General features: G+C 60.0%; 17 protein-coding genes. 3 read left to right on the top strand and 14 right to left on the bottom strand.

Annotation, left to right across the window (positions count from 1 at the left end; translation table 11 throughout):
- Positions 1 to 115 precede the first annotated feature (115 nt).
- A complete protein-coding gene (locus XX99_RS15935) occupies positions 116 to 3,421 on the top strand; it encodes an alpha-mannosidase (protein ID WP_231581422.1) in 3,306 nt (1,101 codons plus the stop codon).
- A 463-nt stretch (positions 3,422 to 3,884) separates the two neighbouring features.
- Here the strand turns inward: XX99_RS15935 and XX99_RS15940 are convergent, their stop codons facing one another.
- A complete protein-coding gene (locus XX99_RS15940; protein ID WP_050060396.1) occupies positions 3,885 to 4,415 on the bottom strand; it encodes a peptidylprolyl isomerase in 531 nt (176 codons plus the stop codon).
- A gap of 76 nt (positions 4,416 to 4,491) precedes the next feature.
- Positions 4,492 to 5,244, bottom strand: a complete 753-nt coding sequence (locus tag XX99_RS15945) for a peptidylprolyl isomerase (RefSeq protein WP_050060397.1) — start codon at positions 5,242 to 5,244, stop codon at positions 4,492 to 4,494.
- Positions 5,245 to 5,663: 419 nt separating this feature from the next.
- Between XX99_RS15945 and XX99_RS15950 the strand changes: the two genes are divergently transcribed.
- The gene (locus tag XX99_RS15950) at positions 5,664 to 7,091 is read left to right on the top strand and encodes a hypothetical protein (protein ID WP_156186024.1); all 1,428 of its coding nucleotides are present in this window, start codon (positions 5,664 to 5,666) and stop codon (positions 7,089 to 7,091) included.
- Complete coding sequence (locus XX99_RS15955; RefSeq protein ID WP_050060399.1) at positions 7,088 to 7,936, top strand: P-loop NTPase family protein; 849 nt, start codon at positions 7,088 to 7,090, stop codon at positions 7,934 to 7,936. The genes XX99_RS15950 and XX99_RS15955 overlap by 4 nt, the downstream gene beginning before the upstream one ends.
- Before the next feature lie 69 nt (positions 7,937 to 8,005).
- On the opposite strand, the gene XX99_RS15960 is transcribed toward XX99_RS15955, so the two are convergent.
- The 12 genes from XX99_RS15960 to XX99_RS16020 form a co-directional block, all read right to left on the bottom strand.
- Positions 8,006 to 8,509 (bottom strand): VanZ family protein, encoded by a 504-nt coding sequence (locus tag XX99_RS15960; protein WP_050060400.1) that lies wholly within the window; start codon positions 8,507 to 8,509, stop codon positions 8,006 to 8,008.
- Positions 8,510 to 8,540: 31 nt separating this feature from the next.
- Entirely contained in the window at positions 8,541 to 9,776 is a 1,236-nt protein-coding gene (locus XX99_RS15965; protein WP_050060401.1) for a dipeptidase, read from the bottom strand.
- A gap of 318 nt (positions 9,777 to 10,094) precedes the next feature.
- Positions 10,095 to 10,922: a succinate dehydrogenase/fumarate reductase iron-sulfur subunit gene (locus XX99_RS15975; protein ID WP_050060403.1), complete on the bottom strand. Its 828-nt coding sequence runs from the start codon at positions 10,920 to 10,922 to the stop codon at positions 10,095 to 10,097.
- Positions 10,922 to 12,835: a fumarate reductase/succinate dehydrogenase flavoprotein subunit gene (locus XX99_RS15980; protein ID WP_050060404.1), complete on the bottom strand. Its 1,914-nt coding sequence runs from the start codon at positions 12,833 to 12,835 to the stop codon at positions 10,922 to 10,924. The genes XX99_RS15975 and XX99_RS15980 overlap by 1 nt, the downstream gene beginning before the upstream one ends.
- Complete coding sequence (locus tag XX99_RS15985; RefSeq protein WP_050060405.1) at positions 12,836 to 13,525, bottom strand: succinate dehydrogenase cytochrome b subunit; 690 nt, start codon at positions 13,523 to 13,525, stop codon at positions 12,836 to 12,838.
- A gap of 495 nt (positions 13,526 to 14,020) precedes the next feature.
- Complete coding sequence (locus XX99_RS15990; RefSeq protein WP_050060406.1) at positions 14,021 to 15,244, bottom strand: acyltransferase family protein; 1,224 nt, start codon at positions 15,242 to 15,244, stop codon at positions 14,021 to 14,023.
- 122 nt (positions 15,245 to 15,366) lie between these two features.
- Positions 15,367 to 15,762, bottom strand: coding sequence for a (R)-mandelonitrile lyase (locus tag XX99_RS15995; RefSeq protein WP_050060407.1), 396 nt, complete (start codon positions 15,760 to 15,762; stop codon positions 15,367 to 15,369).
- A 113-nt stretch (positions 15,763 to 15,875) separates the two neighbouring features.
- Positions 15,876 to 16,871, bottom strand: coding sequence for an aldo/keto reductase (locus XX99_RS16000; protein ID WP_050060494.1), 996 nt, complete (start codon positions 16,869 to 16,871; stop codon positions 15,876 to 15,878).
- A gap of 213 nt (positions 16,872 to 17,084) precedes the next feature.
- Positions 17,085 to 17,801: a non-canonical purine NTP pyrophosphatase gene (locus XX99_RS16005; protein WP_082125649.1), complete on the bottom strand. Its 717-nt coding sequence runs from the start codon at positions 17,799 to 17,801 to the stop codon at positions 17,085 to 17,087.
- Between the two features lie 240 nt (positions 17,802 to 18,041).
- A complete protein-coding gene (locus tag XX99_RS16010; RefSeq protein WP_050060408.1) occupies positions 18,042 to 18,470 on the bottom strand; it encodes a tetratricopeptide repeat protein in 429 nt (142 codons plus the stop codon).
- A 3-nt stretch (positions 18,471 to 18,473) separates the two neighbouring features.
- Entirely contained in the window at positions 18,474 to 19,289 is an 816-nt protein-coding gene (locus XX99_RS16015) for a flagellar motor protein MotB (protein WP_050060409.1), read from the bottom strand.
- Complete coding sequence (locus tag XX99_RS16020; RefSeq protein WP_050060410.1) at positions 19,286 to 20,077, bottom strand: flagellar motor protein; 792 nt, start codon at positions 20,075 to 20,077, stop codon at positions 19,286 to 19,288. Before XX99_RS16020 ends, XX99_RS16015 begins: the two co-directional genes overlap by 4 nt.
- Position 20,078: the final 1 nt, after the last annotated feature.

Genomic DNA, 20,078 nt, shown 5'->3' on the forward strand with positions numbered 1-20,078 from the left:
CATCACCGGATTCACTCATCTATAATCGCGAGGTTGGCCCGTGTTCGCCCGAAATCTTCTGGGTTCGAGCGAGCGTCGTTTCTCCCCTGTAACAAAAAACGCGGAGGCTAGAACCTTGCAGTTGTCCCTCATCCGATTTGCTTCCTGGCGGCGCTTCGTCGCTGCGCTCTGCTGCTCCACCTGCCTGGTCGCTGCTGCTCAAAGAGGCGATTCGCCGCAGGATCTTATTAAGAAACTGCCTGCCGATACGCAGAAGGTCATCGAACAGCTGGGCGACCTGAACAATCTCCCCTCTGGCGATTGGCGATACCACGCCGGCGACGTGCCGCACGGCGAAGCGACCGATCTCGACGATTCCGCGTGGACTCTGGTCAAGCCCGGCTCCCAAGGCCCGAACGAAGCGGTCTGGTACCGCCAATGGGTCACCGTTCCCGAGAAGCTCCATGGCTATGACCTCACCGGAACACGCATCTGGTTCCAGTTTCGCGCCAACGCCAATGGCCCCGTACCGCAGATCGTGTACTTCAATGGCCGCCGCGTGGCTCTCGGCGACGATCTCGAACCGATCGTTCTCTTCGACTCCGCCAAGCCCGGCGAGCGCGTCCTGGTTGCTGTGAAGCTGCTGGCCACCGTAGACAAAAAACGCTTCGCCGGCGTTCCCATGAAGATCGACTTCGCCGAATCCCGCCCCAACCCCGAGGACGAGCGCAAAGAGATCCTATCCGCAGCATTCCTTCTGCCCAGTCTTTCGAAGAATGTATCCGGCGACGAAGCGACGCTCACCAAGGCCGTCTCGCAAGTCGACACCGACGCTCTCCACTCTGGCGATCAGAAAAAGTTCGATGCCTCGCTTCGCGCCGCGCAAGCTACGCTCGAGCAGCTGCGGCCGCTCCTGCAGCAGGCTACACTGCACCTGACCGGCAACTCTCACATCGACGTCGCCTGGCTCTGGCCCTGGACCGAAACCGTCGATGCCGTGAAACGCACCTTCGGCACCGCACTGCAGCTGATGAACGAGTATCCCGACTACACCTATACGCAGTCGGCCGCGCAGTACAACGAGTGGATCGCCGAGAAATATCCGGCGATGAACGAGCAGATCAAGCAGCGCATCAAGGAAGGCCGCTGGGAGATCGTTGGCGGCATGTGGCTTGAGCCCGATCTCAATATGCCCGACGGGGAATCGACTGCCCGTTCGCTGCTCATCGGCAAGCGCTGGTTTCAGAAAGAGTACGGCGTCGATGTCCGCATCGGCTGGAACCCCGACTCCTTCGGCTACAACTGGCAGCTCCCGCAGATCTACAAGAAGTCCGGCGTCGATTACTTCGTTACTCAGAAGATGACCTGGAACGACATCAATCAGCTGCCCTTGAAACTCTTCTGGTGGCAGTCGCCGGATGGCAGCAAGGTCCTCACCTACTTTCCCCACGACTACGCGAATGACAACCTCGATCCCGTACGCCTCTCCGCCGATCTCCGAGTCGCGCGTGAGCGTGCTCCCGGCCTGAACGAGATGATGGACCTCTACGGCATCGGCGACCACGGCGGCGGACCGACACGCGCCATCCTCGACGAAGGCGTGCATTGGATGAACGGCGACAAGGTCGTTCCGAAGATGCAATTCGGCACTGCAGCGAGTTTCTTCGCGAATATAGAACCGCAGATCGCGCCCAGCTCGCCCACCTGGAACTACGACAGCATAGCCAAGGGCTACCACCCGCCCGAAGCTGTAGCTGGTCAGGTATCCATTCCTACCTGGAACACCGAGCTCTATCTCGAATACCATCGCGGAGTCTTCACTACGCAGGCTGCGCACAAGCGCAACATGCGCGAGAGCTCCGAATGGGCTTTGAATGCCGAGAAGTATGCCTCGCTGGCATGGCTCGATGGCGATCAGTATCCGGGCAGCGAGTTGACTGAAGATTGGAAGAAGATCACCTTCAATCAGTTCCATGATCTCGCCGCTGGATCGGGCATCGGCATCATCTATAAGGACGCGCAGCGCGATTACGATCAGGTGCGCTGGTCGACCGACGCTATCTCCGCCAAGGCCCTCGGCACTGTCTCCGCACGCGTGAACACCAAGGTCGCAGCCGGTGTGCCGGTGTTGGTCTTCAACCCGCTGGCCTGGGAACGCTCTGGCCTAGTGACCGTTGATGTGCAATTGCCCGAACCAACGTCGGAGGTCTCAGTCCTCGACGCCGAAAATCATGTGCTCCCGTCCGAAATTCTCTCCAAAGACAGTGCCACGCATCAGTTCAAGCTGCTGGTGAAGGCCGATCGTCTGCCTTCCATCGGTTACTCGGTCCTGCATGTCGTTCCTGGAAAGAAGCCCTTCAACAGCGATCTCAGCGTGCATGGTCTGACGCTTGAAAACGCTGCCATTCGCGTCACCGTCGACAAGTCTACCGGCTGCATCACCAGCCTCTTCGACAAGAAGTCCAACTTCGAGTCGCTGGCCTCCGGCGCCTGCGGCGACGAGCTGCAGCTCTTCAAGGACACGCCCAAAGACTACGACGCGTGGAACATCGATCCCGGCACTCTCGACCAACCTCCGGTGAAACTCGACTCCGCGGATTCGGTTGAAGTCACCGAGCAGGGACCGCTGCGCGCCATCATCCGCGTCACCAAACATAACCAGGCATCGAAGTTCGTGCAGGAGATCGTGCTCTACGCGGGCGACGATCAAGTCGTCATCAACAACGACATCGACTGGCACGAAGAGCACAAGCTGCTGAAAGCGGCCTTCCCTCTGGCTGCTTCCAGCGCCAAGGCAACGTATGAAATTCCTTACGGATCCATCGAGCGCCCCACCACCCGCAACAACAGCTGGGAGCAGGCACAGTTCGAAGTTCCCGCGCTGCGCTGGGCGGACCTCGGCGACGGCCAGCACGGCGTCAGCCTGATCAACGAGTCGAAGTATGGATACGACGCGCGCGACAACGTGCTGCGTCTCTCCCTGCTGCGTTCGCCCACCTGGCCCGACCCGGTAGCTGACCGCGGCCGTCAGCAGTTCTCCTTCGCCCTCTATCCCCATGCCGGAGATTGGAAGCAGGCCATGACCGTGCGTCACGGCTTCGCCTTCAATTACCAGCTCAAAGCGATGCAGGTCGAGGCCCACGACGGAGCTATGCCGGCTCGCCACTCCTTCGTCACCGCCGAACCCGAGAACGTCGTCCTGACCGCAATCAAAAAAGCTGAAGACGACAACGGCCTGGTCTTTCACCTCTACGAGTGGGCAGGGAAGCCGGGCGAGATCAAGCTCCAAGTCCCGCCCGGAGCCCAGAGCGCCATAGAAACCAACTTACTCGAACAGCCGCAAGGGCAGCCTCTGCAAGTAGAAGGCAACGCCGTAAGCCTTCCGGTGAAGCCATACGAAATCGTAGCCGTGAAAGTGGCATATTCCGGCAACAACCAATAACCATCACCTCAAACACAAGTAGCATCGCTCTAAAACAAACGAGCGCGGAGAATTTTCTCCGCGCTCGTTTGTTTTAGGCAATACTCAACCGAACAATATGAGGTTCGAAAACAAAAGGAGAGAGCCCGTCACTCTGACGACCAAAGGGAGGAAGCATCTCAGCGCGGTTTACGCAACAGCAGCGCTGAGATTCTTCACTACGTTCAGAATGACGACCTTTAAAACAAATCGGGTGCCCCACATCTCGCTTCTGAGATGTGGGATTTCAAACGTCGCTATTCCAAACACCAGAACAAGAGCCGAAGGCGATCGCCTGGACGGCCAGTCCTGCTCCGCATCTCGCTTTTGAGATGTGGGATTACATGACCCGCGAAGAGAGTCAAACACCCAACCGACAATTCCCTTAATCCGGGTGCCCCATCCTTCGTGTTGTTTGCGAAGGGTGGGAGACCACGAACGACAGCTAAGCAACCCGCTCAATCACCAAAGACTCGATCACCACCGGCTTACTCGGCTTGTCCTGTCCGCCGCGCGCTACTTTGGAGATCTTCTCGACGATGTTCTGTCCCTCGACCACTTCGCCGAAGATGGTGTGCTTGCCGGTCAGCCAATCCGTTGCGGCCACGGTGATGAAGAACTGCGATCCATTCGTGTTCGGACCGGAATTCGCCATGGCCAGCTTGCCTGGCACGTTGAACTTGTGCGGAGAGCCCTTGGTCTCGTCTTCGAAGCGATAGCCGGGGCCGCCGAAGCCGGTTCCGGCCGGGTCGCCGCCCTGAATCATAAAGTCGGGAATCACGCGGTGAAAGATGCTGCCGTCATAAAGCTTGTTCTTGCTCTTCTCGTTCGAGACGGGGTGAGTCCACTCGCGGCTGCCTTCGGCAAGCTCGACAAAGTTGGCCACGGTTTTGGGCGCTTCCTTCTCGAAGAGAACGGTGACGATCTGCCCTTCGCTGGTGTTGAATACGGCATAGGTTCCGGGTTTACGGGACATAATGAACTCCTTCAGTTTTTTGGGACCAGCCGGCAGCGCGCCCGCCGGTCCTCGGTTGCATCGACAGTCGATGGGGTTAGGATTGCGGTTTGGCCGCTGCTGCCGGAGAAGCCGCCGGGCTATCGGATGGCGGCATCGGCTGGCCCTCGCGGACGATAATGACCTTTTTAAGGATGACCGGATCCACAGGCTTGTCGTTGCCGTCGCGTTGCACGCGCGCAATCGACTGCACCATCAGAACGCTGTGCTCGTCGCACTGTCCGAAGATGGTGTGCTTCTGGTTCAGGTACTCGGTAGGAACTTCGGTGATGAAGAACTGAGAACCATTGGTGTTGGGTCCGGAATTGGCCATGGCCAGCCGCCCCGGAACATCGAAGTTGAGATCGGCGTCGAACTCATCCTTGAAGAAATATCCGGGATCGCCGGTGCCGTCGCCGATCGGGTCGCCGCCCTGAATCATGAACTCGGGAATCACGCGATGAAACGTGGTCCCGTTGTATAGCGGCTTGCCGTGCATCTTCTGCTTGGTTTTAGGGTCGGTCCAGTCCTTGGTGCCTTCGGCCAGCCCGATGAAGTTCGCCACCGTCTCCGGAGCCTCCTTCGCGAAGAGCTTGCAGGTCAGCTGTCCCATCGATGTTTCGAAGACTACCGTCGGTCCCGTAGGCTGCGGGCTGATATGAGCCTGCGTCCCCGGCGAGTCGGGCAGATCCTGCGATGCCGGCGCGGCGGGCGTCGCCGGAGTAGATGGAGTAGGAGTAGACTGCTGCGAATAGGCGAAAACGCTGGAGGTCAAAACTAGAAAAGAAGCGATTCGAACGGAAGTTCTCATGCAGATTCCCAAGAATTCAGACTACATGATGCTCGAAAAAGAGGGAAACCAGCCCGGCGCTCCTGTGCATTGATCGGCTGCATGGCGGATGGTCAAATTCTGAGCTCACCGACGCATCCTTCCGTCGCCTTTTTGCGTACTTATTGTGAGTGCCAACCGCATCCCTTCATCGACCGGAGATCGTGGATACCCGGTGAGCTATTAACCCAGTAATTACGACTGGACGTAGGTAACCTAAGCAGATGATTACGTCCGGCGAGATAACTTATTGAAACTATTGGGCCTCCATCGAGGTAACCGGAAATCAAAACGGAAGTAATTATCTAGGCTTAATTGGGGATATCAGTAGTAAGTTACCGAAAATTGAGATGTCAGCCGGTATATAAGCAAGCATGCGCGGGGAAATTTGAAGAGCCCGCGTGATTTGGCGTGCCGGTTGGGAGCCGTCGTCGGGCCTGCTCCTGTCCCCTCAGTCGGAGCTTATGCAGATAGAGTCGATCATCTACCGGATTGCCGTGATGCCCACCCGCCACTACCTGGCGGCCGGGGCCATGGCTGCCGCGCTCGGCTTCGGGGCGTGGTTCGGAGTGCGGCATATGCCCGCGGAATACCTGGGATCCGCGCTGCTCTCTTATCAGAGCCCAGGCCAGTTTCTGGCTGATAGCGCAACCTCAGAGTCTGACGTTCCTACCGCCCGCATTGCCGGCTCGATCCTGACTCCCACCGTGTTGGCCAAGCTCGCCGACCAGACGCATTTCACCACCGATGCCACTCCCTCCAGCCGGCACAGTAATGCCGGCGATGCACGTCTCGATGCCTTCCGCTCGCATATCGATGTAGAACAGTCCGGTCCTGGTCTGTTGCGGGTGACCTATCGCGGCAACGATCCTCAGCAGGTGACCGCCTCTGCGAATGCCCTGGCCGCTGCCATCGCCGCCTGGGTTCCCAAGCCGGTTGCCGGTCCTCAAGTTTCGCCGCAGCCACCGGCGAGCCCAGTCCCATCCGCGCCCCAGCACTTGGTAGCCGCGGCGGCGCCTGTCGCGGGCGTAGCCGCCACAACTCCCGCGCCCATTGCGCCCAAGTCGGCCACCGGCGCTTCGCAGCCCGCGCAGAACGCTGCGCAACTAGAGCATCGCGCCGCCGCGCTGCAGGAAGATCTTGCCACCCTCGAGCTTCAGCGTCAGGAAATCGACAGCCGCCTGCAATCTCTCGCTGCTGAGCAGAAGCACCCGAAACGGTCAGCCTCCAACACAGCCGCTGGCAGCGATGACGCCGCCGCAGGTCGTTCGAGGCTCAAGGCCGTCGCTAAAGAGGTGACTTCGCTGCGCATCCTGCGCTCCTCGCTGGTGGAGCAGCTGCAAGATGGAAAGCAGCGCTTCGAGGTGTTAAAAGCACAAGCACTCGGAACTGGCCCCTCCTCCAATCAGCCTTCTATTCAAGCCAGCGCTGCACCAGCTGCGGCTGCGGCTCCCGCTCCAATCAACACTGCGGCCCGCCAATCTCAAAGTGCGACCGCGACCGTTCCCGCTGCCGTCTCTCAGCAGGATACGCCAGCCATCGCCGATCCTCTAAAAGAAGAGGACGCCAGAGAGCAGAGAAGCTGGCAAGGCGCCTTCACCGTGCTCTCCTGGAGCGACAAATCGTACGCACTCGAAGACGATCGCAACCAGATATTGCAAATAGGCGGGATCGTGACCGCTATCCTCTTTCCGGTTATCTATCTTGTACTCGTTGCCTGGCGATTTCGTCCGGTTTCCAACGCTGCCTCCTTGCGCCGTGTTCTTCCCCGCGGCATGAAGTATTACGGGTCCGTATCCGGCACCCCTATTTCGGAGAAAACGTCATGACCACTCCTGCAATTTTTATGGACGGCAAGCTGCAAATGGGAATGCAAATTCGCGGAGGACCTTGGAAGACCGTTCCCCTGGCCACGCGCGACGTCAATCCGGCTCTCGTCTTCGCCAATGAGCATCAGTTAGCGCGAGCGGCGAGCTACCAAAGACTCGCCGACAAAATTGTCGACGACGACGAGTGGAACGTCACGCGGCACGTCTTCGTGACCAGTCCCAACAACAAAGATGGGAAGACCAGCACCGCATTCAATCTGGCCTGGGCGCTGAGCACGCGCGCCAAGCCCATCCTGTTTGTCGAATTGAACTTTCACAAGCCGCAACTGCGCAGCATGTTGGGAAATCCCCGCGTACGCTACGGCATCGACTCCGTGCTGCGTGGCATCGCATCGGGCAAAGAGAGCGTCTTCTCGCTGGTGAACGACGACCTGCACGTCTGCGCCATGCGCGACCCGTTGAAGAAATCGGAGCTGAAGCGATTCCTGCCCGCCTTCGACCTCTTCCTGGCATGGGCGAAGAAGGAATATCAATGGATCGTCTTCGATTGCCCGCCCGTGCTCTCCGGCTCCTGGAATGCCTGGTTCGATAAGAACGCCAGCTCGGTTCTGCTCGTAGCCCGCTCCGAGCGGACCCCGGCGGTGAATGTGCAGCGCGCTTCGGTGCGGCTGGGCAAGCGGCTCAAAGGCGTAGTTCTCAACGGTGCAAGCCCGGTCACTCCGATGGCTCCGCCACCCACCGAGCAGGCCGTTGCGCCAACTGAAACTGCAGCTCAGATCCCAGCTCCGAACGCGCCCCGGATTTCGTCTCAAGCAGAGGTCGAAGAACCAGTAACGGTCGGCTAGAACATTTGTTTCAGGTAGGGTACGGCCTTCAGCACGTACATCCAGAGAGGCCCCGGAGGGAAAACCTCTTTAAGCCGGAACCATCCTGCTGTCCCCACTCCGTGCCAAGAGCTTGAAGAGAGCCATCACCACCAGCTGCATCAGCAGCGCGCCGCACATGTCCAGAGCCACATCGTAAGGAGAGCTCGTTCGTCCCGGAACAAAGCTCTGGTGAAACTCGTCGGCGGATGCCACGAACAGCGTGCAAACCAGCGCCAGCGAAATCGCCCTCCGCAGAATGGATCTCGCTCCGCTCCGTTCCCGTGACAGCGAGTAGCGCCATCCATAAAAGAACGAGAGACTCACCAGGCCATACCCCACGAAATGCCCGGTCTTGCGAATGTAGTGATGAACCACGTCCCAACGCTCCGGGCTGATGGGCCCGAAGAGGTGAATCCAGATAGGCAGTAGCCAGCGGCTGGTGTGGCCGGCTCCCATCGTCGCCGTAGACTCGCCGGCTATCACTGCAACGGCGAACGCCGCCGGCAGCCAATGGAGGACAAGCGCGACCTTACTCGATCCGGAAAATCCCATGTTCAAAGTATAGCGGGAGGGCTGTCTCCCTCTATTTCCCGCTCTGCATCTCGCGGCTGACGCGCTCCACGTCGCGCATCACGCGCAACAGGTTCCCGCCCAGAATCTTGCGGCAATCCTCAGCCGAGTAACCGCGCTCGAGGAGAGCCGCGGTAATCTTGGGCAGATCTGCCGGCGAGTCCAGCCCCTGCGGCACCTGTCCGTACACGCCGTCAAAGTCCGAGCCTAACCCCACATGATCTACGCCTGCGACCTTCGCGATGTGGTCGATGTGATCGATCAGCAGGCTGAACGGCGGCCGCGGAATGCGGTCCGCATAAGAACGCTGCAGCCTTTCGAGATCGCCGACGGCTACCTGCTTGCCCTCACGCGCGTATTTGGCCTTGAAATCTGCAATCGCCTGCTTCACCTCAGCCTCCTGCGCCGAGGCTGCCTCGCGATAGGCTGCCGAAAGAAAGCCGGAGTAGTAATTCACCTGCACCACGCCGCCGTTTTTCGCCACCGCGTGCAGCATCTCGTCCGTCATGTTGCGGGGAGCGTCATTGAGGGCGCGCGCCGCAGAGTGCGAGGCGATGACAGGAGCTTTGCTTGTCTTGATTGCCGCCCAGAAGGTGTCGTCGGCCACATGCGAGATATCCACCATCATGCCCAGCCGGTTCATCTCCAGCACGACCTCTTTTCCAAACGGCGTCAACCCATCGGGATTGTGCGGCGCACCCGGCTTGCCTATATCGCCAGAAGAATTCGCCCAATCCAGAGAGTTCGACCAGGTCAGCGTCATGTAGCGCACGCCGAGGCGATAGTAGTCGCGCAGCAAGCCAAGCGAGTTCTCGATGGAGTGTCCGCCCTCGATGCCCATCAACGCCGCCAGCTTATGATCGCGATGCGCCTTCTCGATATCGTCGGCGGTGAACGCCATTTCCATCTTGTCGGGATGCTCCGCTGCCGCCTGATACACGCTGTCGATCAGCTCCAGCGTCCGTCGCGCCTCATGGTCCTTGTAAAGCTCGGGCTGAACCCAGATCGAGAAAAACTCCGCGCCCAGGTTGCCCTTCTTCGCTGACTCAAAGTTCAACTGCCCGCCATTGAGCGGATCGGCAAGGTCGTAATTTTCATCCAGCATCCGCTGCGGAGTATCGGCATGCGTATCGATCACAATCGCAGAGTTATGAATAGCTTCAGCAGTCTTAGGATTCACGGGAGCATTCCTGGTTTGCGCGGTGAGGGAAAGGGAAGTCGCAATGAGGATGGCGGCAAGCTTTTTCATGGGTGCCACCGATGATAAGCAAAGATCGGAGCGAAGACGAGAACTTGATCTACTTCACAAGCGTAGTCGCGTTGGATCGCGTCATTCCGAACCCATCTCCGTCATTCTGAGGAGCGAAGCCACGAAGAACTCAGCGCCGTGCGCGTTCATACGTTGTCGAGATTCTTCCTCCCTTTGGTCGTCAGGATGACGGTTCCAAAAGAAGGAGCGAAAACAAATCCGGGTGCCCCACGTCTCGCACTTGAGACGTGGGATTACAACCATCTCCTCAATCTACCGAGCAGGCGCCGAAGGCGCGGCCGCCTGGACGGCCAGTCCCTAGCTCGTGGCGTTGGGATCGATCTTCAGCTTCGAGCCTGTGCTCCATTCCGTCATCGGACGCACCACGCGTACGTCGTCGTCGCGCTTCTTCCAGCTTCCAACGAGATAGTCACGGTTCATCGCCGAGATTACTTCCAGCGGAATCTCTTTGGGACACGCGCCGGTGCACTCGCCGATATTGGTGCAGCTCCCAAAGGGCTCGGTGTTCATCTGCGCCACCATGCCGCGCGCGCGCCGATCCTGCTCCGGCTTGCCCTGCGGCAGAATGCCCAGGTGCGTGATCTTCGCGCCGGTGAATAGCGCAGCCGAAGCGTTGGGACAGGCCGCCACGCAGGCTCCGCAGCCGATGCAGGCTGCAGCATCCATCGCTCGATCGGATGTGTCTTTGCCGATCAGGTGGGTGTTGCCGTCCGGAGCGTTGCCGGTCGAAACCGAAACATAGCCGCCGGAAGCAATGATGCGATCGAAGGCGCGGCGGTCGACAACCAGATCCTTGATTTGCGGAAACGCCGCGGCGCGCCACGGCTCGATCACCAGCTCTTCGCCATCCTTGAAGTGCCGCATGGTGAGCTGGCAGACCGTCGTCGCACGCTCCGGACCATGCGCAACGCCGTTGATCATGAAGCCGCACGAGCCGCAGATGCCCTCGCGGCAGTCATGTTCGAAGGCCACCGGCTCTTCGCCCTTCTCAATGAGCGTTTCATTGAGCACGTCCAGGCATTCCAGCATCGACATCTCTGGATTCACATCGTTCATTGTGTAACTGACGAAGTTACCTTTTTCGCCCCGGTTCTTCTGCCGCCAGATCTTCAGCGTAAGTTTCATTACTTGTAGCTCCTCTGGCTGGGATGAACGTAGTTGAACTCCAGCGGCTCCTTGTTCAGCTCCGGCTGGTTGCCCGGCCCGCGATAGCCCCACGCGGCGACGTAGGAATAGTGCTCGTCGTCGCGCTGCGCCTCGCCATCCGGTGTCTGATACTCCTCGCGGAAGTGGCCGCCGCACGACTCGTTGCGCTCCAGCGCATCGATGCACATCAGCTCGCCCAGCTCGAAGAAATCGGCCACACGTCCTGCCTTCTCCAGGCTCTGGTTCAGGTCGGCGCTCGATCCCGGCACGTTCACGTTCTGCCAGTATTCCTCACGAAGCGAGCGGATCTGCCCGATCGCCTTTTGCAGCCCGGCAGCCGTGCGCGACATGCCACACTCATCCCACATGATCTTGCCCAGCTCGCGGTGGAAGGAATCGACCGTGCGCTTGCCCTTGATCGAGAGCAGCTTTTCCGTCATCTGCTGCACGCCGGCCACGGCGCTGCGCGCCTCAGGATGCGAAGCATCAGCCGGGGCGAATTTGTTCGTCGCCAGGTAGTTGCCCACGGTGTAGGGAATCACGAAGTATCCATCCGACAAGCCCTGCATCAGCGCGCTCGCGCCCAGGCGATTCGCACCGTGGTCGGAGAAATTCGCCTCGCCGATCACAAACAGGCCGGGGATCGTGCTTTGCAGGTTGTAATCCACCCACAGGCCGCCCATGGTGTAGTGAATCGCCGGATAGATGCGCATCGGCACCTTGTAAGGATTCTCATCCGTGATGCGCTGGTACATGTCGAAGAGATTGCCGTAGCGCTCGCGGATCGTCTCCTCGCCAACACGCCGGATTGCGTCAGAGAAATCGAGGTAGACGCCCAGCCCGCTCTCGCCCACGCCGCGGCCCTCGTCGCAGACCGCCTTCGCGTTGCGCGAAGCCACGTCGCGCGGCACCAGATTGCCGAAGCTCGGATAACGCCGTTCGAGATAGTAATCGCGCTCCGCCTCGGGAATCTGATCCGGCGACCGCTTGTCGCCCTTTTTTAGCGGAACCCAGATGCGTCCATCGTTCCGCAGCGACTCCGACATCAGCGTCAGCTTCGACTGGTACTCGCCCGACACCGGAATGCACGTCGGGTGAATCTGCGTGTAGCAGGGATTGGCAAACAGTGCGCCGCGCCTGTGCGCTCGCCAGCTCGCCGTGACGTTAGAGCCTTTCGCATTTGTAGACAGGTAGTAGACGTTGCCGTAGCCGCCCGTGCCCAGGATCACCGCGTCGGCAATGTGCACGCTCAGCTCGCCCGTGATCAGGTTGCGCGCCACAATGCCGCGCGCCTTGCCGTCGATCACGATGAGATCGAGCATCTCGGTGCGCGGATACATTGCCACCGTGCCCTCATGCACCTGCCGCTCCAGCGCCTGGTAGGCGCCCAGCAGCAACTGCTGGCCTGTCTGCCCACGTGCATAGAAGGTGCGCGAAACCTGGGCGCCGCCGAACGAGCGGTTGGTCAGCGCGCCGCCGTACTCGCGCGCGAACGGAACACCCTGCGCCACGCACTGATCGATGATGCTCACGCTGATCTCGGCCAGCCGGTATACATTGGCCTCGCGGGCGCGGAAGTCGCCGCCCTTCACCGTGTCGTAAAAGAGCCGGTACACACTGTCGCCGTCGTTCTGATAATTCTTCGCCGCGTTGATGCCGCCCTGCGCCGCAATCGAGTGTGCGCGCCGTGGCGAATCCTGGAAGCAGAAGCACTTTACGTTGTAGCCCAGCTCGCCCAGCGTGGCCGCGGCCGATCCGCCGGCCAGCCCCGAGCCAACGACGATGATGGAGTGCTTGCGCTTGTTGGCCGGGTTCACCAGCTTCAGGTCGAACTTGGTGCGCGGCCAGGAGGTTTCAATCGGTCCAGTAGGTAATTTCGAATCCAGTGTCATTTACTTTATGAACCCCGCGAGAACGCTGATCGGAATCGAGATGTAGCCCAGGGTGATCAGCAGCGCGATCACGAAAGCGGCCTTCTTCAGCAGCGGCGTGTGCCGCGGATGGTTGTAGCCGATCGACTGGAACATGCTCCACAATCCATGCCGCAGGTGAAAGCCCAGCAGGCTCACCGCGATGATGTACCACACCGAGACCCACCACACCTGGAAGCCTGCGACCACGTTGTGATAGACGTCACCCTCGATGAACTGCGATCCGGGATGGATGTAGCCGGCGGTGAACTGCAGCAGGTGAAAGATGATAAAGGCGAGCACGATCGGCCCGCTCCAGTACATGGTCCGCGATGCATACGAAGAGTTGATCGCCTGCTTGCGCGAGTAGCCTACCGGCCGCGCCGCCTTGTTGCGCATCGCCAGCTGCACCGTCGCCGTAATGTGCAGGCCCACGCAGAGCAGCAGCACAATGCGCACCGGCCACAGCAGCTCGCCGATGCTGTGCAGGAAGTGGCCATAGGCATTCAGCTTCGCCGGACCCTCGAAGATCTGCAGGTTGCCCGCCACATGCCCGATGATGAACAGGAACATGATGGCCCCGGTCACCGCCATCACCACCTTCTTGCCATTGGTGGACTGCCAGAAGTTCGGCGCCCGATTTTCGTGCGGCGTAACCGCGGCTGTGCTCATTGGTTTCGCCCGTCTTCAGGAAAATGAACTGATCGCACTCTCAACCCTCGTATCGTGGTTAACGCGCTCGTTGGACCATTGCGGACGCGGCAGAACACACCCCGCCGGGACGCACTCAGGGCAAAGGCGTCCTCGCCATTGCCACCGTTGAAACTGTAGAAGAGTCAACACTTATTATTGGTTCCGAAGGGAAGCATCGTCAAGGAAGCGTCAGGATCCCGTGGAAAAGTGGCGACGCCATTTTCGGTGCGATATAAAGTTGACCATTCAGCGATCACCGGGTGCCCCATCCTTCACGGAGTTATCGTGAAGGGTGGGAGACCACGAGCTCAACCGTCCAGATCCGTCGTTCTGACGACCGACGGGAGGAAGAATCTCAGTGATGTTAGGCAGTTATCATCACTGAGGTTCTTCGCTAACGCTCAGAATGACGCTTACAGAGGTTGCCCCCGGCTGCCCCAGGTCTCGCCTCTGAGACACGGGATCCCCCTTCCCTCAAAGCCGCAAAAAGATCTGCCTCCGGTAGAACACGCCCACAATAGCCAGATTTACGCCCACAATCATCAGCGCATACGCCAGGGAAGCATCCACCGGACCCAGCCAAGGCAGGAAGAGCGTCTCGTGCAGCCAGTGGTGCAGCGACTCGCCCGGCTGCACGTGGATCACATCCGCCAGCGAAGTGATGACCGTCGAGATCGCGAAGGCCAGGATCGCATTCGTGCCGAAGATCACACCCGGCACAGTCAGCGGACGAGTCCACAAGCGCCAGCGCCGCACGTCCAGCACCCAGTAGCTCGCTGCGAACGCCATCAGGCTGAACCCTGCACTCAGCAGGATGTACGTGCTGGTGTAGATCTTCTTGTTGATCGGCATCAGGGGATCGAGCGCTCGGCCGGCGACAAAGAGCACCACGCCGGCAGCCGCGAGGATCAGCACCTTGCGCAGGCCTGAGAGTTTCGTTCGCAGCAGCTCGCCAGCCAGCAGCCCAACCAGTAAATTCGCCGTCGAAGGCAGCGTCAGCAGAAGGCCATCGGGATCGTAGGTCACGCCGTATCCTGGCGTCGTTCCATAGGCCCACATGTGGCGCATAGTGAAGACCGCGCGATCGATATACGCTCCAAGATTTCCCAGCGTATCCAATCGATTCGGACCGAAGCCGGGAACAGGGAAGTAGCGCAGCGTCAGCCAGTATCCCGCGATCAACACCGCGATCACCACGACGATCATCCATACCCGTCGCGGCCGCCGGTCCTTCTCACCCGCCCGCGGCAGCAGAGCAAGATAGAGCAAACCTCCCAGCGCACAATTCACCGCGATCCGCTGCAGGATGCCCGGAAACCGCAGCGTGTGCAAATCGAAAGACGGAAACGCATTCAGGAAAAGCCCAATCGAGATAAGCAATGCCGTGCGTTGCAGCAGATGCCGTGCCAGCCTGCCCCGCGTCTCACCCCGCGCCATGCGGTTGGCAAACGAGAAAGTGAGCGCCACACCGATGATGAACAGAAACGACGGCGCGATCATGTCGGTCGGCGTCCATCCATTCCACTCCGCATGCCGCAGCGGCCAGTACACCGCGCTATAGGTGCCGGGATCGGTCACCAGGATCATCGCGGCGATCGTGAGCCCGCGAAAGACATCGAGCGAGAGCAGCCGCATGGGCTTAATCGTTGGCGTGGAGGCAGAATGAATGAGATGTTCCGGTGCGGTGATTGAAGCCATGCTGCGAACTTGCCGTCTCCTACAAGGAAAGATGCGGCAAGCCTACCATCCGGAAACAAGTTTCGTCCTTAATTAAACGTTTTAGCTGCGACCTTAAATTTCGGTAAGAAATGTTGAAATCATCACTTTTGATATTGCTCGTCGGTGACCTGTTCCAGCCATTCGACCACTTTTCCGTCGAGCTTTTCCTGGATGGCAATGTGCGTCATGGCCGTTGTCGGCGCGGCTCCATGCCAATGCTTCTCGCCCGGCGAGAACCACACCACGTCGCCCGGACGAATCTCCTCGACCGGCCCGCCTTCGCGCTGCGCCCGCCCGCAGCCAGCGATGACAATTAACGTTTGCCCGAGTGGATGAGTGTGCCACGCCGTGCGCGCGCCCGGCTCGAAGGTCACGCTGGCGCCTTGAACAGATGCCGGATCGGGCGCCTGAAACAGCGGATCGATGCGCACCGTGCCAGTAAACCACTCCGCCGGCCCTTTTCCTGAAGCTTGTGTTCCAGCTCGCTTGATCTCCATGTGTTTTCTTTCCTCACTCGTATTTTAGTTTCTCGAAAAGCCGAACGAATTTGAACCTGGAAGATCCATTGGCGGAATGCCTTTCATGTGCGATTCCGCCCGTCAGACCTGGTTTAGCGCCCACTCATGCGCTCATGAACTTCCGAATATCGCGCCCCTTCGAACTTGATCTTCGACGAAGCGCTTTCGATAGCGTTGAGATCCTCCGGTGTGAGCTCGATATTGGCCGCTCCGAGATTCTCTTCCAGGCGATGCAGCTTCGTCGTGCCTGGAATCGGGATGATCCAGGGCTTCTGGGCGAGCAGCCAGGCCAGCGCGATCTGAGCCGGCGTCGCCTTCTTCTGCGCCGCGAAGGTGTTGAGCAGATCGACCAGCGGCTGGTTCGCTTTACGATTTTCCGGCGTGAGTCGCGGAACCGTATTGCGAAAATCCGTGCTGCTGAACTCGGTATCGGCATCGATCTTGCCGGTGAGGAAGCCCTTGCCCAGCGGGCTATAGGGAACGAATCCGATTCCGAGCTCTTCGAGCACCGGAATCACCTCCTCTTCAGGCTTCCTCCACCACAGCGAGTATTCGCTCTGCAGTGCGGCGACGGGCTGAACGGCGTGCGCGCGGCGGATGGTCTGAGCCCCTGCTTCGGAGAGACCGAAGTGTCTGACCTTGCCTTCCTGGATCAGCTCCTTCACTGCCCCGGCTACGTCTTCGATAGGCACATCGGGATCGACCCGGTGCTGGTAGAAGAGATCGATTGTCTCGACTCTGAGCCGCTTCAGCGAGCCCTCGGCGACCTGCTTGATATGCTCCGGCCGGCTGTTGAGCTTTGTCCACTTGCCGCCGTCATCGGGATTGGCTTCCAACCCGAACTTGGTTGCGATGTCCACATCATCGCGGAAGGGAGCGAGGCCTTCGCCCACCAGCTCTTCGTTCACGAATGGGCCGTAGATTTCCGCGGTATCGAAGAACGTAACGCCTCGCTCCACCGTCGCGCGAAGAAGCGAGATCATCTCCTGCTTGTCTTTCGCAGGGCCGTAGGACCAGCTCATACCCATGCAGCCGAAGCCGATCGCCGAGACTTCCAGATTGCTGTTGCCAAGTTTGCGCATTTCCATTTGCTGCTCCTGTTTCCGGTCGAACCGGTGCCGGTTTTCATTCCCGTTCTTGCTTGCGGATGTTTCGTGCATCCGCGCAATTCAGACATTGCGCAAGTGGGCGTGACGCATCATCAGCCTCCCATGCTTGACGTCAAAGCCCTACCATTCGCCGGCCCCGTCGCGATGAACGTCGCTTCGTCGCAAAGCTTCTTTCGCAGGCCGGCCGTCGCTTCATCTCGTAGGCGGCATCCGCCTCAGCAGATCGCGCAACGCACGCCCGCGATGGCCGATCCGATGCTTGGTTGCAAGGTCGAGCTCGGCCATGGTCTTTCCCATCTCCGGCAGGTAAAACAAAGGATCGTATCCGAATCCGCCATCCCCTCGCGGCGCGGTTAGAATTTCTCCCTCGACGGTGCCATCGCCGCTGAAGAGACATGCCCCATCGCGAGCCGCTGCCAGCACGCAACGATAGCGCGCCTGCCGCTGTCCCGCAGACACATCTCTCATGCGCTCCAGGAGGCAAAGATTATTCAGCCGGTCGATGTCGTCGATGCCGGCAGCGATGAACTGCGAATCCACTGCGAAGCGCGCGGAGCGAACTCCGGGCGCGCCGTCCAGCGCATCCACTTCAAGCCCCGAATCGTCAGCCAGCACCAGCTCTCCGGCCGCAAAGCTGCTGTAGTAGATCGCCTTCACCCGCGCATTGCCGGCAAAGGTCGGCTCGTCCTCGGCGGGTGCGGGAATCTCCTTCAATCCCGGCAGCGGTTCGAAGAGAACATCGGAGTCAAGAAGGGACTGATTCATCACGGAGGGCTCAGAGAGCGCAGAGGAATGGGTGCTCGCGTTGACATCTCTGTGTCCTCCGCGTTCTCTGTGGTGAGTCTCAGCAGCCGCGGAGAAATCCCGCAGCTTGCCCGGATTGGTGGTAGCAACGAAAAAACGGAGCATGATTCCTGATCCAAGCATAGCGCTGCTGCGTTGCTCTTCGATTTGCCATCTCGACCGAAGCGGAGATCTCTGTAGTAGCGGCTCAAAAAAACATCGGAGTTGAGAAGAGATTGATTCACCACAGAGGGCGCAGAGAGCACAGAAGAGTTCGTGCTCGCGCCGACTTCTCTGTGTCCTCCGCATTCTCTATGGTGAGTTTCATCAGTGGCAACGAAGAAATCGCGCAGCTTACCTCGCGCGTCACTTCCCGCCCTCTGCAGCCGCCTGCTCGCGAAGCTGCTGCTTCCAGCCCAGCAGCTTGGCCTTGAGCGCCGCTGCTTCTGCCTCTGGAACCTTGCCCTGGTGCTGATAGAGAATCGACAGGCTGGTGTGCGCCAGCGTGTCATCGGGATGCGCGGCAATCAGCGCCTGCGTTACTTCGACCGCCTCATCCAGCCGTCCCGCCAATCGCAGAGCATGGATCAGGCCGTGCGTGGCATCGGAAAAGTCCGGATCGGCGGTCAGGGCATCGCGAAAACCGGAGATCGCAGCCGCGACGTCGCCCTGCGCCAACTCCTCGACCGCACGGTCGTAGCTGATTTCGGCAAGCCGCCGGGAATCCGCATGAGTGAAAGAAGGAGACGGCATCTCTTCGATGATATCGCCCGTTCCCGTTTCCCAACCTGGCAACGCTTACTTCCTGGCCGCAGGCATAGGAGCCGGAGGCGGAGTTACCTGCGCCTCGGGAGGGTTGGGGATACTGATGCGCGACAGCACGATGACGTCGACCCGGCGGTTCTGGCCGCGCCCCTCCGCTGTAGCGTTCGAAGCTACGGGGTGAAACTCCGCATATCCCGACGCCGAGAGCCGCCCCGGACTGAAGTGGTGCCGCTCGATGAAAATCTTGGCCATGCGCGTGGCCCGCGCCGTCGAGAGCTCCCAGTTGGATTGAAACTCGCTGGTGTGGATCGGCACATTGTCGGTGTGCCCTTCGATGCGGATGTCATAGGGCACTCGCTCCAGCGACGATGCGATGGTATCGATGCTGCCCAGCGAGCTGGCATGCGGCGTGGCCGAGCCGCTGTCGTAGAATCCCGCCTCGCGCAGCGAAATCACCAGCCCGTCGTGCCCCAGGTGCATGGCGACCACATGCTGCGCAATCTGGTTCGAAAGCTTGCCCCGCAGCTCGTGCTGGATGCGCGTGAGATCCTTTTTCACCTCCTGCGAGGCGGCCAGGTCTTCGCCCAGCACAATGTTGACCGTCGACACCTCGGGATCGGTGGAGCTGGCGATGGGCGTAGAGGGCGAGACGGTCGAGGTCGACGGAAAAAGCCCCAGCACTTTGAAGGCCTGATTGATCGACTGCGAAACCTGCGCCTGCTTCTTCTTGTCCGCCTGCGAGCTGGCGTAGAGCACCACGAAGAAGGCGAACATCAGCGTGATGAAGTCAGCGTAGGAGACCAGCCAGCGCTCGTGGTTGATGTGCGGCTTCGGTCTGCGCCGTCTCATGCCGCGCCCCGCTTCACCGCGACCGGCCCGCTCGGCTTGGCCTGCGTGGGAGAAAGATAGCTGCCCAGTTTGATCTCGATCATGTGCGGATTCATCCCTTCGAGGATCGAAATCACCCCTTCGAGCGTCATCTCCTTGAGCGCCATCTCCCGGCGCAGGCGCAGGCGCAGCTTGCCCGCCGCCGGCAGCAGCAGCACGTTGGCCGCGCCCACCCCGTAAATGGTGGCCACGAAGGCCACCGCGATCCCCCGCCCCACCTCTTCGATGTGGTCCAGATGCTGCATCACCTGGATCAGCCCCAGCACCGCCCCGATGATGCCGATGGTCGGGGAGAAACCCCCCGCAGCCTCGAAGACCGCGGGAATTTTCTCCTCCATTTCCGTCTGGTTCTGTAGCTTCAGCTCCATGATCTTGCGCAGCTCCGAAGGCTCGGTGCCGTCCACCGCCAGCATCAGCGCCTGGTGAAGAAACGGGTCCTGGACGGTCGACAATTCCTGGTCGAGCGAGACGATGCCGCTGCGCCGCGCCTTGTTGGCGAAACTCACCAGCTCCTGCAGCTCGGTCTCTCCGGTCGGCGCGCGATAAAAGAAGAGTTTGAAGAGGCGCAGAAAGGCAGTGGCCACCGTGCCCAGCGGGAACTGCAGCATCACCGCCCCGGTCGTCCCTCCCAGCACGATCATCGCCGCCGTCGGCTGCAGGATCTGTCCCAGGTGGCCGCCTTCGATCACCAGCCCGAAGAGGATGCCGGCCAGCGCCAGCGCAAGCCCTAGAATGCTACCGGTATCCATA

This window comes from Silvibacterium bohemicum (assembly GCF_001006305.1).
GTDB classification, from domain to species: Bacteria; Acidobacteriota; Terriglobia; order Terriglobales; family Acidobacteriaceae; genus Silvibacterium; species Silvibacterium bohemicum.